This window comes from Corallococcus sp. AB038B, from assembly GCF_003668955.1.
In the GTDB taxonomy this organism is placed as follows: Bacteria; Myxococcota; Myxococcia; order Myxococcales; family Myxococcaceae; genus Corallococcus; species Corallococcus exiguus.
Genome location: NZ_RAWO01000011.1, coordinates 196,515 through 211,774, shown reverse-complemented (window position 1 = coordinate 211,774; position 15,260 = coordinate 196,515). Strand labels below are relative to the sequence as shown.

Below are 15,260 nucleotides of genomic sequence, written 5' to 3'. Positions count from 1 at the left end.
TGCGCTCGGGGGAGGAGACCGCGGCTCCTTATTATCGAAGAAGGCCGCGGTCCGGTTGTGGGCGGCATGGTGATGGCATCGCCGGGACCCCTAGGATGTCATCCATCATGAAGAACCCGGCCGAAGACGACCGCGACGACACGCTCCCCGCGCGCAGCCCTGATGGCGAGGCGACGCGCCTGCTGCCGCGGACGCCGGCGGAGACCGTGCCCGCGACGAATGAGTCGGACCGGCAGCCCCGGCACGGGACGTCCTCGCCCGTCCAGGTGGGGCGCTACCTGCTCCTGCGGCCGCTGGGCGCGGGAGGCATGGGCGTGGTGTACGCGGCCTATGATCCGGACCTGGACCGGAAGGTGGCGCTGAAGCTGCTGCGCTCGGAGGGGCACGCGGATCCGGAGCTGGGACGTGCGCGGCTCCTGCGCGAGGCGCAGGCGATGGCGCGCATCTCGCACCCGAACGTCATCCCGGTGTTCGACGTGGGCATCTGGGGCGCCCAGGTCTTCCTGGCGATGGAGCTGCTGGATGGGGGCACGCTGGGGCAGTGGCTGAAGGAGGCCCCCCGCTCGTGGCGCGAGGTGCTGGAGGCGTACCTGGGCGCGGGCCGGGGGCTCGTGGCCGCGCACGCGGTGGGGCTGGTGCACCGCGACTTCAAGCCGGCCAACGTGCTGAGGGATCGCCGGGGCCGCGTCTGCGTGACGGACTTCGGGCTCGCGCGCCAGGTGGGGCTGCCCTCCGGCGACGATGAGGACTCCTCCGCGCGGGAAGTGAACGCGCTGGCCGCGGAGCGACGCATGCTGGATGCGCCCATCACCGTCACCGGCGCGGTGATGGGCACGCCGAACTACATGTCCCCGGAGCAGGTGCTGGGCGCGGTCCCGGACGCGAGCACGGATCAATTCAGCTTCTGCGCCGCGCTGTACGCTGCGCTGTACGGCCAGCGCCCCTTCGACGTCGCGCGCATGCAGGCGCTGAAGACGCCGGCCGACCTGGAGGGCCCGAACGCGCCCCGCCTCCTGGATCCGCCGCGCGACACGCGGGTGCCCGCGTGGGTGGGCCGGGCGGTGATGCGCGGGCTGGCGCTGCGCCCGGCGGAGCGCTTCCCGACGCTCGCGGAGCTGCTGGACGCGCTGGGGCAGGAGCCGAAGCGCAGGGCCCGGCGCCGCGCGTGGGGCGGCGTGGGCCTGCTGGCGGGAGGACTCCTGATGGGCGGCGGCGTGCTCTACCAGCAGTCGCGCGTGTGCGAGGGCGCGGACGCGCTCATGGCGCGGGTGTGGGGCCCGGAGCAGCGGGAGCAGGTGGTGCGTGCCTTCACCGCCACGGGCAGCCCGCTGGGGGCGGACATGGCCGGGCGAGTGGCGGCCGTGCTGGATGGGTACGCGCGAAGCTGGAGCCAGCAGCACACGGACGCGTGCAGGGCCACGCTCGTGGAGGGCACCCAGCCGGAGGCCCTGCGCGTCGAGCGCGTGGTGTGCCTGGAGCGGCGGCGCGAGGACACCCGCGCGGTGGTGGCGCTGCTGTCCACCGCGGACGTGCCCCTGGTGGAGAAGTCCCTGTCGCTGGTGAACGCGCTCCCCGCGTTGGACGAGTGCGCGGACGTGGCGAAGCTGGGCGAGCAGCAGCGGCTACCGGAGTCGCCCGCGGAGCGCGCCGAGGTGGAGCGCCTGGAGGCGCTTCTGTCGGAGGTGAAGGTGCTGGTGGATGGCGGACGCCTTCCCCAGGCCCGGGCGCGACTGGAGCCGCTCGTGGAGGCCGTGCGGGCCACGAGGTACGCGCCGCTGATGGCCCGGCTCCAGCTTCAGCAGGGGTGGATGCGCGAGCAGTTGGGTGACTCGGAGGGCGCGGCCATCGCGCTGAGGCAGGCGGCCTTCGACGCGGAGGCAGGGAGGGCGGACCGCCTGAAGGTCACCATCCTCAACCGGCTGCTCTACGTGGAGGAGGGCCAGCGGCACTTCGAACCGGCGGAGGTCTGGAGCGGGCTCGCGGATGCGACGCTGCGGCGCATGGGCGGCGACGCCGTGCTGGAGGCGGAGGTGCGGGTCAATCAAGGCAACCTCGCGAACGCGAGGAATGACTTCTCCCGCGCGAGCGCCCTCTTCGAGGAGGCGCGGACGCGAACTGAGGCTGCGTTGCCGGAAGGCCACCCGCTGCGCGCGCGCATCACCTTCCTCCAGGGCAACCTGGCGATCCGGATGAAGGACACCGCGCGCGGCGTGGCGTTGCTGGAGCGCGCGCTGTCGCTGACGGAGGCCGCGGTGGGCCCGCTGCATCCGGACACCGCGCGCCGGCACGACACCCTCGCCTGGGCGCTTCGCGAGGCGGCGGATCCAGCCCGGGCCCTGCCGCACGCGCGCGCCGCCGTGGAGATCCGCAAGGCGCTCCTGGGAGCGCGCACGCTGCCGGTGGCGGAGGGGCTGGACGAGGTGGGCATGTGCCTCCTGGCGCTGGGCCGTGATGACGAGGCGCTGCGCGTCTACGAAGAGGCGCTCGCGACGAAGCAGCAGGTGGCGCCTGCTGGGGATGAGACCTTCCAGTACAGCCAGGACGGCGTGGGTCAGGCGCTGCTGGGCCTGGGCCGCGCGAAGGACGCCATCGCGCCGCTGCGGCTGGCGGTGGCGTACCCATCGATGCCGGACGGGACGCTGGCGGAGTCAGGCTTCGCGCTCGCGAGGGCGCTGTGGGAGGCCGGGGAACGGCAGCCCGCGAGGCAGGAGGCGGAAGCGGCCCGTGCGCGCTTCGTCCGCGCCACGCGCGAGCCCGAAGCCGCGACCGTGGCCCGCTGGCTGGAGACTCATCCGGCTCCGGAGGCCGCCGCCGTCCCCGCGCGTCTCAAGGAGACCCGGCCTCGCGGGAGGCGGTAGCGCCACCGGGTAACTGCTGTCACCCGGTGGTGGGCCCCTCGGGTGACTGGAGTCACCCAGCGCGCGTGCATCCCCGCCTGCGTGTCCCTCTGAAACAGGGATGCATGGGCCCTGGCATCGCTCCTGCTTTGGAAGAGGGCATCCGGCCGCAACCGGCCCACCTCCAGAACGGAGCGTTCCCATGGTCTCTGCCCTGTCCTCCAATGGTTCCTGCGTCCCCTCGTTCAAGCGCTGGGACGTGAAGCCGAACGCTGTCCAGCCTCCGGCCGTCGTGAACACCGGAGCCGCGAAGCCGCCCGCATCCCAGCCTGCCACGGTGAAGGATGGCTTCGACGTGGGCCGCGACACCCGCGCGGATTGGAAATCGTTCTCCGGGCAGGCCCAGGGCACGGGCCTGCAGACCGCGAGCACGGCGAAGACGCTGGCACCCGACAAGGCGACGGCGGAGGCGGCCGTCCAGCAGAGCTACGCGGACTGGAAGGCGAAGTACGTCACAGCCGACGGAGCCAATGGCGCGCTGCGCGTGCAGCGCCCGGAGAACAACGGCGACACGGTGTCGGAGGGCATCGGTTACGGGATGCTGCTCGCCGCGAACAACGGGGACCAGACGACGTTCGATGGCCTGTGGAAGTACGCGCAGTCCCATCTGAACGAGAACGGCCTGATGAACTGGCGGATCGACGCGCAGGGCGGAACGTTGGGGCAGAACGGCGCCACGGACGCGGATGAGGACATGGCGATGGCGCTCGTGAGCGCCGACAAGAAGTGGGGCGGCTACAAGCAGGACGCCACCACGCTCATCGACAACATCCTGGAGCACGAGGTGGAGCCGGGCACGAACGTGCTCAAGCCGGGCGACGCCTTCGGTGGCTCCTCGGAGACGAATCCCAGCTACTTCGCGCCCGCGTACTACAAGGAGTTCAGCAAGTTCACCGGTGACACGCGCTGGGACCAGGTCGCGGACGCCAGCTACGACATGCTGGACAAGGCGCTGAAGCAGCCCGGCTCGAAGGACACGGGGCTGGTGCCAGACTGGATGGATGCCAATGGCAAGCCGCTGGAGCGGGGGCCGAACTCCACCTACGACGCCATGCGGACCCCCTGGCGCATCGGTCTGGACGCGGCGTGGAATGATGATCCGCGTGCCAGTGCCTACCTGGACAAGGTGAACACCTTCTGGAAGTCACAGGGCGTCGAGAACATCGGCGACACGTACGCGCTGGACGGCACGCCCCTGTCGAAGAACCACAACGCGACGGCGGTCTCCATGGCCGCGGCGGGCGCCATCGCGGACCCGGATGCCGGGTACCGCGGCGCGATGTGGAACGAGATGGTGAAGACCACCGAGGGCGGTGGCTACTTCGGTGACTCGTTGCGCGCGCTGTCCCTGCTGACGTCATCGGGACAGATGGCGCGCCCCTCGGACACCAGCGCACCGCGGGTGGACACGGTCTCCGGCCCCCAGGGCGTGAGCGGTGATTACGGCGCGGCACAGGCCATGACGGACATGGACAGGCTCTCGTCCCTGCACCCGGTGGGAACGGAGATGCACGGCGTGGGGGACGCGAATCGCGCCGAGTTCGAGAAGAACAAGCGCCCCATCGCCGAAGCCGCGCTCAGCGCCGCGAAGCGCTACTTCCCGGAGCTGCCACTCCAGGACGCCACGCGCATGCTGCTGGCGGACATCGCGCAGGAGTCCACGTTCAACCCGAAGCTCAACGTGGAGCCCAATGGCAGCGTCACCCCGGACAAGACCATCGGCCTGTTGCAGCCGCGTGCGGCCTCCAACCTGGAGGACTTCCGCAACTACGCGAGCGGCAATGGTCTGAATCGCGCGGACGGCAGCGCCTGGGACCCCAAGCAGACGCAGGACCAGGAGCTGGCCAACGTCTGGGAAAACGTGCACGTCGGCGCCTGGTACATGTCCCAGATGGCCCGGCTGGGTGCCGTCTCCGCCAACGAGCATTACCTCTGGGGCCGCGACGGGACGGCGCCCACCACCGTCCAGACGGGGCTGCTCTCCCACTTCATGGGCCCGGGCGGAGCGGCCAACGAAGGCGCCAGCAACCCCGGCGCCGCCAGGTACCTGTCCATGGTGGGCGGAGAGATGGACTTCCTCCAGTCAGGCCTCGCCCAGCGCGTCTACGGCACCGTGCTCAAGCCCGGTGCCGTGTAACGCGCCACCACTTCAGTCCAGGCGCGTCGCGACGCGGGCGACCATCGTGTCGCCGGTCGCGTCCCCGGCCTTGAGCGCGTACAGGGAGCGCATGATTTCGGACGTGATGTAGCGCAGGTGCGGCGATGGGGAGGTCGCGGCCTCGCAGATGATGCGCGCGATGTCGTCCGCGGTCTGTCCCATGCTCGCGTAGGTCTCCGCGGAGCCCCGCATGTACCGGCCCAGCAGCTCGCCATACACGGCCGGCCCGTTGCCCTGGGTGCCATTGCCCGTCGCGCGCACGTTGTTGACGAACTCCGTGTGGACGGGCCCCGGCTCCACCAGCGAGACCTGGATGCCCAGCCGGGACGCCACGGGGGCCAGGCTCTCCATGAAGCCCTCCACCGCGAACTTCGCCGCGCAGTACGCGTCATTGAAGGGCTGACCCACCAGTCCTCCAAAGCTGCTCACGGAGATGATGCGCCCGGACCGCTGCTCTCGCATGACAGGGAACACCGCCTGGGTGACGCGCCACACGCCGAAGAAGTTGACCTCCATCGTGCGCCGCAGGGCCTCCTCGGAGGTCTGCTCCATCGTGGCCATGTAGCCCGCGCCCGCGTTGTTCACCAGCAGGTCGATGCGGCCGTGCGCCTGGAGGACGTCGCGGACACACGCCTGGGTGGAGGCGTCACTGGTCACGTCCAGCGTACGGATGTGGAGCTTCACGGCCTCCCGCTCCGCCCGCTCCCGGAGCGCGTCCGCCCGGGCGCTGTCGCGCAGGGTGGCGACGACCTCGAAGCCCTGGCGTGCCAGGAGGACGGCCGTGCTCAGGCCAATGCCAGTGGAGGTGCCAGTGACGAGTGCGACCGGGGCCATGCAATGTGTCTCCTGGAGTGGCGCACCGGGAGCGGCGCGCAGGGCGTAATGACTATCACCCTGGGCCCCTCCCGCACGCGGATTCCAGGAATCAAGTCTTTTTCAGCTTCTCCCCCACCGCGCCGAGCAGCTGGTCGAAGGACTCGGAGAACAGGCGGATGCCGTCAGTGGACAGCTCGTCCGTCACCGTCTTCATGGAGATGCCGGCTGCCTCCAGCTGGCGCATGGTCGCCTCCGCCGCGGGCAGGTCCTCCTCCAGGCTGGGGCGCACCTTGCCGTGGTCCCGGAACGCGTCGATGGTGGCGGGCGGCATGGTGTTCACCGTGTCGCGGCCGATGAGCTCCTCCACGTAGAGCACGTCGCGCAGCTTCGGGCTCTTGGTGCTGGTGCTCGCCCAGAGCACGCGCTGCACCTTCGCGCCCTTCGCCGCGAGCGCCTTCCAGCGGGAGCTCCCGAAGACCTCCTTGAAGGTGCGGTAGGCGAGCTTCGCGTTGGCGATGGCCACCTTGCCGCTCAATCCCTCCATCGCCTTCTGCTGCTCCGGCGTGGCGCCCGCCTTCAGCTTCTTCTCAATCTCCTTGTCCACGATGGCGTCGATGCGGCTGATGAAGAACGACGCCACGCTCGCCACGCGGCTCACGTCCCCACCGGACGCGGCGAACTTCTCCAGTCCGGAGACGTAGGCCTCGGCGATCTGCTTGTAGCGCTCCTGGCTGAAGAGCAGCGTCACGTTGACGTTGATGCCCTCGGCGGTGAGCTGCTCGAAGGCCGGCAGGCCCGGCACGGTGCCCGGGACCTTGATCATCACGTTGGGCCGGGACAGCGTCTTCCACAGCCGCCGCGCCTCCTCCAGCGTGCCGTGCGTGTCCAGCGCCAGCCGGGGGGACACCTCCAGCGACGCGAAGCCGTCCTGGCCCTTCGTCGCGTCGTACACGGACGTGAGGAGGTCCGCGGCGCCCTGCACGTCGCGCACGGCGAGCTGCTCATAGAGGTCGTTGCCGGAGAGGCCCTTGCCCTTCGCCGCGTCGAAGAGGTCCTGGTAGTCGTCGCTGCCCGACACGGCCTTCTGGAAGATGGTCGGGTTGGAGGTGAGCCCCTTGAGCCCGTCCTCCTCGATGAACTTCTTCAGCGTGCCCTGGGTGATGTAGCTGCGCTGGAGGTTGTCCACCCAGACGGATTGGCCGAACTCGGCGAGCTGTCGCAGCGGATTCATGGATTCTCCCGGCGGGGGCGCGAGGCTCCCGGATGGCGTTCCTTCAGGTTGTGCATGCCCTGTCGCCCACGTCCGGCCGGGCGGGCAGGCACTCGCGGATTCTGCCTGCGAACAGGGCCAGCGGGGGGCAACGCTTCTCGGAACCCGGGGCAGTCAACACAGTAGCGGGGGCACACCCCTGTCCCCCCAACCCGGGAGCGAAACGATGGCGGACACCTTGGCGGACCTCGCGGCGCAGCTGCGCATCGACAGCATCCGCTGCACCACGGCGGCGGGCTCGGGCCACCCCAGTTCGTCCATGTCCGCGGCGGACATCATGGCCGTGCTGTTCCAGAAGTACCTGCGCTTCGACTTCCAACAGCCGAAGGCCCCCAACAACGACCGCTTCGTGCTCTCCAAGGGCCACGCCTGCCCGGTCCTCTACTCCGCCTTCAAGGCAGCGGGCGCCATCGACGACCGGGAATTGCTCTCGCTGCGCAAGTTCGGCAGCCGGCTGGAGGGGCACCCGAACCCGCACGTGCTGCCGCTCGTGGACGTGGCCACCGGCTCGCTGGGGCAGGGGCTGGCCGTGGGCGTGGGAATGGCGCTCGGCGCGAGGATGGATGGCCTGCCCTTCCGCACCTACGTGCTCATGGGCGACAGCGAGACGGCGGAGGGCTCCGTGTGGGAGGCGTTCGACAAGGCCGGCCACTACGGGCTCGACAACCTGTGCGCCATCATCGACGTGAACCGGTTGGGGCAGAGCCGCGAGACGGAGCTGGGCTGGAACCTGGAGGCCTACTCGGCCCGCGTCCGCGCCTTCGGGTGGAACGCCGTCACGCTGGACGGCCATGACCTGGGCGCCATCGACAAGGCCTTCGCCGAAGCCCAGGCGAAGAAGGGACAGCCCACCTGCCTCATCTGCAAGACGGAGAAGGGGCGCGGCTCCTCGCTCATCGCCAACCAGGATGGCTGGCACGGCAAACCGCTGCCGGAGGACAAGGCGAAGGACGCCATCCGTGAGCTGGGCGGGGAGCGCAACGTCCGCGTCCAGGTGAAGAAGCCGGAGGCGCTGAAGGCCACCGTGCCGGACAAGGCCTCGCCGTTGCAGTTGCCCACATACGAGGTCGGCCAGAAGGAGGCCACGCGCAAGGCGTATGGCGACGCGCTCCTGGCGCTGGGCAATGCGCGGCCGGACGTGGTGGCGCTGGACGCGGAGGTGTCCAACTCCACGTACTCGAACGAGTTCCAGAAGGCGCACCCGAAGCGCTACTTCGAGATGTTCATCGCGGAGCAGAACATGGTGTCCAGCGCGGTGGGCATGGCGGTGCTGGGCAAGAAGGCCTTCGTCAGCACCTTCGCGGCCTTCCTGTCGCGCGCCTATGATCAGGTGCGCATGGCGGCCATCTCCAACGCCACGGTGCACCTGTGCGGCAGCCACGCGGGCGTGTCCATTGGCGAGGATGGCCCGTCGCAGATGGCGCTGGAAGACCTGGCGATGATGCGCGCGGTGGGCGGCAGCACGGTGCTCTACCCGAGCGACGCGAACCAGACCGCGAAGCTCCTGGCGCAGCTGGTGGATCGCCCGGGCATCACCTACCTGCGCAGCACGCGTGAGAAGACGCCGGTGCTCTACCCCGCGACGGAGGACTTCCCCATTGGCGGCAGCAAGGTGGTGCGCCAGTCCGATGAGGACGTGGCGACGGTGGTGGCCGCCGGCATCACGCTGCACGAAGCGCTCAAGGCCTACGAAGCGCTGAAGAAGGACGGCATCGCGGTGCGCGTCATCGACCTGTACTCCGTGAAGCCGGTGGACGCGAAGACGCTGCGCAAGGCCGCGCGCGAGACGCTGGGGCGGCTCATCGTGGTGGAGGACCACTGGGCGGAAGGGGGCCTGGCGGACGCGGTGCTGGAGGCCTTCACCGGTGAGCGCGAGCGGCTGCCCATCGTGGTGCGGCTCGCGGTGACGAAGATGCCCGGCTCCGGCAAGCCCGCGGAGCTGCTGAACGCCGCGGGCATCGACGCGGAGCACATCGTGGAGGCCGTCACCTCGCTGAGGGAGGAGACGACGGCCCAGGGCGGGGACGGCCAGGGCAAGCCGTCCGAGAACGCCTGGGGCCACACGAACGCGTAGCCCAGGGTGTCTGTCTTCTCAGGGCTTCGGATCCAGCCGCTCGGCCGCGCGCGCCGCACCCATGGAGCGCGCGTAGTCCAGCGCGGTGCGCTTGTCCGCGTCCCGGACCCGGTGGTCCGCGCCGCGCTGGATCAGCAGCTCCATCATCTCCAGCTTGTCGAACATGGCCGCGAACATCAGCGGCGTGCGGCCGTCCGGGCCCGTGCCGTCCACGTCCGCGCCCGCGTCCAGGAGCACCGTGGCGATGGCCTCGTTGCCCTTGAAGGCCGCGCCGGCGAGAGGCGTCTGGCCCGCGTCGTTGGGCTGCGCCGGATCCGCGCCGCGCTCCAGCAGCAGGCGCGTCGCGTCCACGTGGCCGTAGTAGCTGGCCAGCATCAGCAGGGAGTCGCCTCGCTCATTGCGAACGGTTACGGGAAGCCCGGCGTCGAGCATCTCGCGCAGCTTGCCGGCGTCCCCCGCGCGGACCAGCGTGAAGGCGCTTCGCACGAAGTCCAGCAGGGCGGCGTCCTCGGCGGACGGGGATGCATTCTTCGGATCGTTCGGGGGGCTCATGGGCGGTGTTCCTTCCTAGCGAGCGCGGCGCTTCTGCTGGACGGCGACGGCGATACGCGAACCATACTCCTCATCCGCCGCGCGGAAGTGGGCGACTGCCCGGGTGATGATGTCCTCCCGACTCACCTGCGCCAGGCTGCCGGAGATGTTCTCCACCAGTCGGGCCTTCGCCGCCTCGTCCATCAGCCGGTAGAGGGCGCCGGCCTGGACGTAATCGGTGTCCTCGGCGTGCTTGCCGTGCGCGAAGGTGCCCGTCATGCCGCTCACCGCGTAGCCCGTGCCGTAGCCCTCGTCCGTCTGCGCGGGGCCGTTGAAGCTGTTGGGCTCGTAGTTGGGGCCGCGCCCGCCGTTGCCGTCGAAGCGCATGGCGCCGTCACGGCCGTAGTTGCGCGCGCCGCCCTTCACACCCTTGGGCGAGTTCACCGGCAGGTGCGTGCTGTTGATGCCCAGCCGGTAGCGGTGCGCGTCGCCGTAGGCGAACAGGCGCGCCTGGAGCATCCGGTCCGGGGACGGGCCGATGCCGGGCACGAAGTGCGCCGGATCCAACGCCGCCTGCTCGACCTCCGAGAAGAAGTTCTCCGGGTTGCGATTGAGGGTGAGGTTGCCCACCTCCATCAGCGGGTAGTCCTTGTACGGCCACACCTTGGTCAGGTCGAACGGGTTGAAGCGGTAGTTCGCGGCGTCCGCCTCCGGCATCACCTGCACCTTGAGCGTCCACGAGGGGAACTCGCCCCGGTCGATGGCCTGGTACAGGTCGCGCTGGTGGTGCTGCGGGTCCTTGCCGCCAATGACTTCCGCCTCCGGCGTGGTGAGGGTGCGGATGCCCTGGTCCGTCTTGAAATGGAACTTCACCCAGAAGCGCTCGCCCGCCGCGTTCACCCACTGGAAGGTGTGCGAACCAAAGCCATCCATGTGGCGCAGCGTCGCGGGGATGCCCCGGTCCCCGAAGAGCCAGGTGAACTGGTGCGTGGCCTCCGGTGAGTAGGAGAAGAAATCCCAGACGTTGTCCGGCTCCTGGCAGTTCGTGTACGGGTGGTACTTCTGCGAGTGGATGAAGTCCGGGAACTTGATGCCGTCCCGCAGGAAGAACACCGGCGTGTTGTTGCCCACGAGGTCCCAGTTGCCGTCCTCCGTGTAGAAGCGCACCGCGAAGCCTCGCGGGTCACGGGCGGTGTCCGGCGCGCCCTTGGAGCCCGCCACGGTGGAGAAGCGCAGGAATGCTTCCGTCTTCTTGCCCACCGCGCTGAAGACCTTCATGCGGGTGAAGCGGGTGATGTCCTGGGTGACTTCGAAGGTGCCGTAGGCGCCGGAGCCCACCGCGTGCACCACGCGCTCCGGGATGCGCTCGCGGTTGAAGCGGGCCAGCTTCTCCAGCAGATGGTGGTCCTGCAGCAGCACCGGACCGTTGGGGCCGGCCGTCTGCGAGTGCTGGTTGTCAGAGACCGGCGCGCCGGCTTCGGTGGTCAGGGTGGGACGCTGGGACATGGACGCTTTCCTTTGCGTGAGGCCTTCGGGGCACTTCGACGCGGGGAAAGGTAGAGAGGTCCCCCTGATTGGGCCAAGACATCGTTTGGATGGGAGTGATAGGTAGGGCCTATCGCTTCCAGGAGGGACCATGGCCTCGCTGAACGACATCACCCTGCGGCAATTGGAGTACCTGGTGGCGGTAGCGGACACGCTGGGATTCCGGCGGGCGGCCGAGCGATGCCACGTCTCCCAGCCTGCGCTGAGCGCGCAGATTCAACAGCTGGAGTCGGTGCTCGGCGTGAAGGTGTTCGAGCGGGACGCGCGCCGGGTGATGATCACTCCCGAGGGCACGGAGCTGGTGGCGCGGGCGCGGCGGGTGCTGACAGAGGCCGAGGACATCCTCAAGGCGGCGGCGCGGATGGGCGACCCGTTCGCGGGGCCGCTGCACCTGGGGGCCATCCCCACGGTGGCGCCCTATGTGTTGCCGGAGGTGGTGCCCGCGCTGGTGAAGCACTACCCGAAGCTCCAGCTGCGGCTGCGCGAGGAGAAGACGGCGCTCCTGATGCGCGACATGGACGAGGGCCGGCTGGACGCGGCGCTGCTCGCGGTGGACGCGGAGCTGGGGCGCCAGGTGGAGCACGTGGTCATCGCGGAGGATCCCTTCGTCGTGGCGGCACCGCCAGGGCATCCGCTGGAGAAGAAGAAGCACGTGCAGCTGCGCGACCTGGATGAAGAGGACGTGATGCTGCTGGAGGACGGGCACTGTTTCCGCAGTCAGACCCTGGCCCTGTGCACGCGCGTGGGCGCGCGCGAGGTGGACTACCGAGCCACCAGCCTGACGACGCTCGCGCAAATGGTGATGGCGGTGGGCAGCGTCACGCTGTTGCCCCAGCTGGCGGTGTCCATGGAGAACCGGCGGGGGCAACTGGTGGTGCGGCCCTTCGCGCCTCCGGGGCCGGGCCGGACGCTCGCGCTGGCCTGGCGTCCGGGGCATCCCCGGGCCGAAGCGCTGCGCGCCATCGCGGGGACGCTGCGCTCCGTGTGGCCCGGAGCGGGGAAGGCGAAGGTCAGCGCAGGGCCTTCTGCGAAATGACGATGCCGTCCGCGTCCGCGTAGAGGTGGTGGCCGGGAACGAAGGTGACGCCCGCGAAGCGGACCTCCACGTCGAGCTGGCCCTCGTTGCGCTTGCCGCTCTTGAGTGGGTGGGTCCCCAGCGCCTTCACGCCGAGGTCGGTGCGGCCCACCTCCTCCGCGTCGCGGATGCAGCCATTGACCACCACGCCCGCCCAGCCGTTCTTCTGACCCAGGGCCGCGAGCACGTCACCCACGAGCGCGCAGCGGCGGCTGCCTCCTCCATCCACCACCAGCACGCGGCCCAGTCCCGGTTCCTCCAATGCCTTGCGCACGAGGGAGTTGTCCTCTGGCGCGCGCACGGTGCTGATGGGTCCGGAAAAACTCCGGCGCCCGCCGTAGTCCAGGAATCCCGGCTCAGCAATCTGGAATTGCGGAGTTCCCGAGTAGGCGTCACAGAGGTCGGCGGTTTTGATGTCAGGGGTGTCGCTCATGATCCGTAGGATGCACGCGCCGGCCGGGTATGGCTGTGATTGCGCGTGTGGGTCCGCTTGCCTTGACCGTGCAATGTTCGAAATCCTATCGTCGGCGCCTTCCTGAGGGGGAAGTTCATGCAAAGGCTGAAGTGGTTCGTGAGCGCGATTGCGTTGCTGGCGCTTGCGTGTGGTGAGGTGTCTGAATCGTCCACGCCCGTGATTCGCGAGGGCGAGGGACTGCTGGAGCTGCCGCTGGTGTCGACGTCGGCGGGGCGCAGCTACAAGCTGGTGGGCGCGACGTTCGCCATCACGGGGCCGCAGAACGCGACCATCACGGATACGTCCGCGGAGTCGGTGATGCTGCCGCTCATGGCGGGGACGTATTCCATCCAGATGAACGGTGAATGGCACGTGGAGCGCACGGACGCGCCGGGCGTCACGGTGCCCGTCACGCTGGTGTCGCCGAACCCGATGGCGTTCACCCTGGGCGAGGGGGAGACGCGCCCGGTGCGCTTCCTCTTCAAGGTGCCGGGAGACGCCACTGCCGACGTGGGCATCAGCGTGGACTCTGGCGGTTGGATCTCCGGAACCATTGACTTCGGGCCTCGCTACCAGCCCCCTCCCGGCGCTCCTCCGGACATCTTCACGGAACTGAGCGAAAAGAGCATCCCCTTCGTCATCAGCTTCGAGTCCGCGACGGTCACGCGGTCGAACGAGTACAGCACGAAGGACGTACAGATCCAGACGTCGCCCGTGACCTTCCAACTGGGAGGCGCGGTCCCGGCGGTGGTGATGCAGCAGTTCGTCCCCGCTCTCCAGGGTCGTTCGATGAACCTCTTCATGGGGGCGTACTCCTCTGGCCCGTCCGCCACCTTCCTGGGGACGATCCTCCTGGAGAACGTCGAGCAGCACGCCCGGTTCGAGCTGAATCCCCAGCCGATCTCCATCGGAGTGGACTCGGAAGGATATCCGCTGTTGCAGTCCTTTCCATTTACCGCGAACGCGGTTTTCTCGGGCGGTTCGTCACCAAGCATCTACGGCGACGTCCGCAACGGCACGTTCTCGCCGCAGTAACACCCACCGCCGCGCGCCGTTCCTCGCTGGAACGGCACGCGGCCCCTGAGGCCGCGTTGGAGGCGCGGCTTCAGGGCGCGAAGGGGGGACTCTCGTAGCCCACGGTGCCGGTGTTGCCGTCGTAGGTGTTGGCGCTCGGGGTGAAGGTGGAGTTCTTGAAGACGAAGACGCCCCATCCCGTGCCCTGTGACACGAGCGAGTCGGAGAGCTGCAACCGGCCCCGGCCCGCGCTGCCACCCAGGACGATGTTGCCCTGGATGTCGCCCGCGTTCGTGAAGGCGTCGCAGCAGAAGGGGTCCGAGCCGCCGTGGCTCACCCTCGCGTGGGCGATGACGTTGTTCGCGTCCAGGGAGCGGATGGCGATGCCCTTCCAGTAGCCCGGCGTCTCCGTCCGGCCCGTGAACACGATGGGGTCCGCCGCCGTGCCCCGCGCCACCAGGGAGCCCGTCTCCGTGATGCGGAGCCCGGACTTCGCCTCGAACTGGAGCCGCACCCCTGGCTCCACGGTGAGCGCGCCCGAGTACTCCACGATGGTGTCCGGGATGCCGGTGGAGACGCCATAGGGCACGTCCAGCTTGTGCAACGTCTGGGCTATCGCCAGGTCACCCTCCGGCGCCGCCAGCAGGTGGACGGTGTTGTCGCCGTTGGCCGCCGGGTTGGTGGCGCTGTTGCCGGAGTAGACGGTCGCTCCATCCAGTGCGCTCGCGATGGACAGGCTCACGGTGGCGGGCGCGCCCAGGTTCCCCCGGAAGAGGTTCTTCGAGAAGCCCGGCAGCCGCGACCGGTTGAAGGCGAAGAGGCCCAGCGTCCCGCTCTTCTCCACCGTGGTGTTCGCGATGCGCACCTGGCTGACGGAGTCCTGGAGCAGCGAGCCCACCACCACGGCGGCCCGGACCTCCAGGCTGCCGGCGGGGCCATGGAAGTAGTCACAGCAGAAGGCGTCCTCGCTGCCCGCGTAGGAGATGACCACGTGCTCCAGCGCGTTCGCGGAGGTGTTGGATTTGAACGCGAGCCCCTTCCAGAAGCCCGGCGTGGCCGTCGTCCCCGTGAAGGTGATGGGCGCGGCTTCCGTGCCCACCGCGTTGAGGGACCCCGTGGGCATGATGAGCAGGCCCGCGTCCGGCCCGAAGCGCACCACCGTGCCCGGCGCCAGGGTGAGGGCCCCACTCACCTCCACCACGCCCGTCACCGCGTAGGTGCACTGCTGCGTGCCCGGCTCCCAGGTCGTCGCGGTGGTGAGGTTGCTGGAGATGTTCCGGACGCAGGGGCCGCCGGGCCCGGGGCCGTCGCCGGGGTCATCCTCCGAACCGCCACAGGCGGCCAGGACGGAGGCCGCCACGAAGGGAAGAAGCCGCGGGAAGCGAAGCAGGTGTTGCAGCATGGGGGTCCCCCTGAACAAGCCAGC

Annotated in this window: 11 protein-coding genes; 5 read left to right on the top strand and 6 right to left on the bottom strand. The window is 69.5% G+C overall.

The features are described from left to right. Positions 1-107 precede the first annotated feature (107 nt). Both D7Y04_RS32550 and D7Y04_RS32545 read left to right on the top strand, forming a co-directional pair. Positions 108-2,858, top strand: coding sequence for a serine/threonine-protein kinase (locus tag D7Y04_RS32550; RefSeq protein ID WP_158627622.1), 2,751 nt, complete (start codon positions 108-110; stop codon positions 2,856-2,858). 181 nt (positions 2,859-3,039) lie between these two features. After that, positions 3,040-5,034, top strand: coding sequence for a glycosyl hydrolase family 8 (locus D7Y04_RS32545; RefSeq protein ID WP_158627621.1), 1,995 nt, complete (start codon positions 3,040-3,042; stop codon positions 5,032-5,034). Positions 5,035-5,046: 12 nt separating this feature from the next. Here D7Y04_RS32545 and D7Y04_RS32540 read toward each other — a convergent pair whose 3' ends face one another. After that, positions 5,047-5,889: an SDR family oxidoreductase gene (locus tag D7Y04_RS32540; RefSeq protein ID WP_121761805.1), complete on the bottom strand. Its 843-nt coding sequence runs from the start codon at positions 5,887-5,889 to the stop codon at positions 5,047-5,049. Between the two features lie 91 nt (positions 5,890-5,980). Next, positions 5,981-7,102: a transaldolase gene (gene tal / locus D7Y04_RS32535; RefSeq protein WP_121761804.1), complete on the bottom strand. Its 1,122-nt coding sequence runs from the start codon at positions 7,100-7,102 to the stop codon at positions 5,981-5,983. Between the two features lie 205 nt (positions 7,103-7,307). On the opposite strand from tal, the gene D7Y04_RS32530 reads away from it, so the two are divergent. Then, positions 7,308-9,215: a transketolase gene (locus D7Y04_RS32530; RefSeq protein ID WP_121761803.1), complete on the top strand. Its 1,908-nt coding sequence runs from the start codon at positions 7,308-7,310 to the stop codon at positions 9,213-9,215. An 18-nt stretch (positions 9,216-9,233) separates the two neighbouring features. On the opposite strand, the gene D7Y04_RS32525 is transcribed toward D7Y04_RS32530, so the two are convergent. Continuing rightward, entirely contained in the window at positions 9,234-9,767 is a 534-nt protein-coding gene (locus tag D7Y04_RS32525) for an ankyrin repeat domain-containing protein (RefSeq protein ID WP_120597313.1), read from the bottom strand. A 15-nt stretch (positions 9,768-9,782) separates the two neighbouring features. Next, the gene (locus tag D7Y04_RS32520) at positions 9,783-11,252 is read right to left on the bottom strand and encodes a catalase (RefSeq protein ID WP_121761802.1); all 1,470 of its coding nucleotides are present in this window, start codon (positions 11,250-11,252) and stop codon (positions 9,783-9,785) included. A 130-nt stretch (positions 11,253-11,382) separates the two neighbouring features. Here D7Y04_RS32520 and D7Y04_RS32515 point away from each other — a divergent pair, with 130 nt between their 5' ends. Then, positions 11,383-12,327 (top strand): LysR substrate-binding domain-containing protein, encoded by a 945-nt coding sequence (locus tag D7Y04_RS32515; protein WP_121761801.1) that lies wholly within the window; start codon positions 11,383-11,385, stop codon positions 12,325-12,327. Here D7Y04_RS32515 and rraA read toward each other — a convergent pair. Further along, positions 12,302-12,799: a ribonuclease E activity regulator RraA gene (rraA, locus tag D7Y04_RS32510; RefSeq protein ID WP_120597316.1), complete on the bottom strand. Its 498-nt coding sequence runs from the start codon at positions 12,797-12,799 to the stop codon at positions 12,302-12,304. The genes D7Y04_RS32515 and rraA overlap by 26 nt on opposite strands. A gap of 117 nt (positions 12,800-12,916) precedes the next feature. On the opposite strand from rraA, the gene D7Y04_RS32505 reads away from it, so the two are divergent. Further along, positions 12,917-13,855 carry a hypothetical protein gene (locus D7Y04_RS32505; RefSeq protein ID WP_121761800.1) on the top strand — a complete coding sequence of 313 codons (939 nt, stop codon included), beginning with the start codon at positions 12,917-12,919 and terminating at the stop codon, positions 13,853-13,855. A 70-nt stretch (positions 13,856-13,925) separates the two neighbouring features. Here D7Y04_RS32505 and D7Y04_RS32500 read toward each other — a convergent pair whose 3' ends face one another. Continuing rightward, positions 13,926-15,236, bottom strand: coding sequence for a hypothetical protein (locus D7Y04_RS32500; RefSeq protein ID WP_121761799.1), 1,311 nt, complete (start codon positions 15,234-15,236; stop codon positions 13,926-13,928). Positions 15,237-15,260 lie beyond the last annotated feature (24 nt).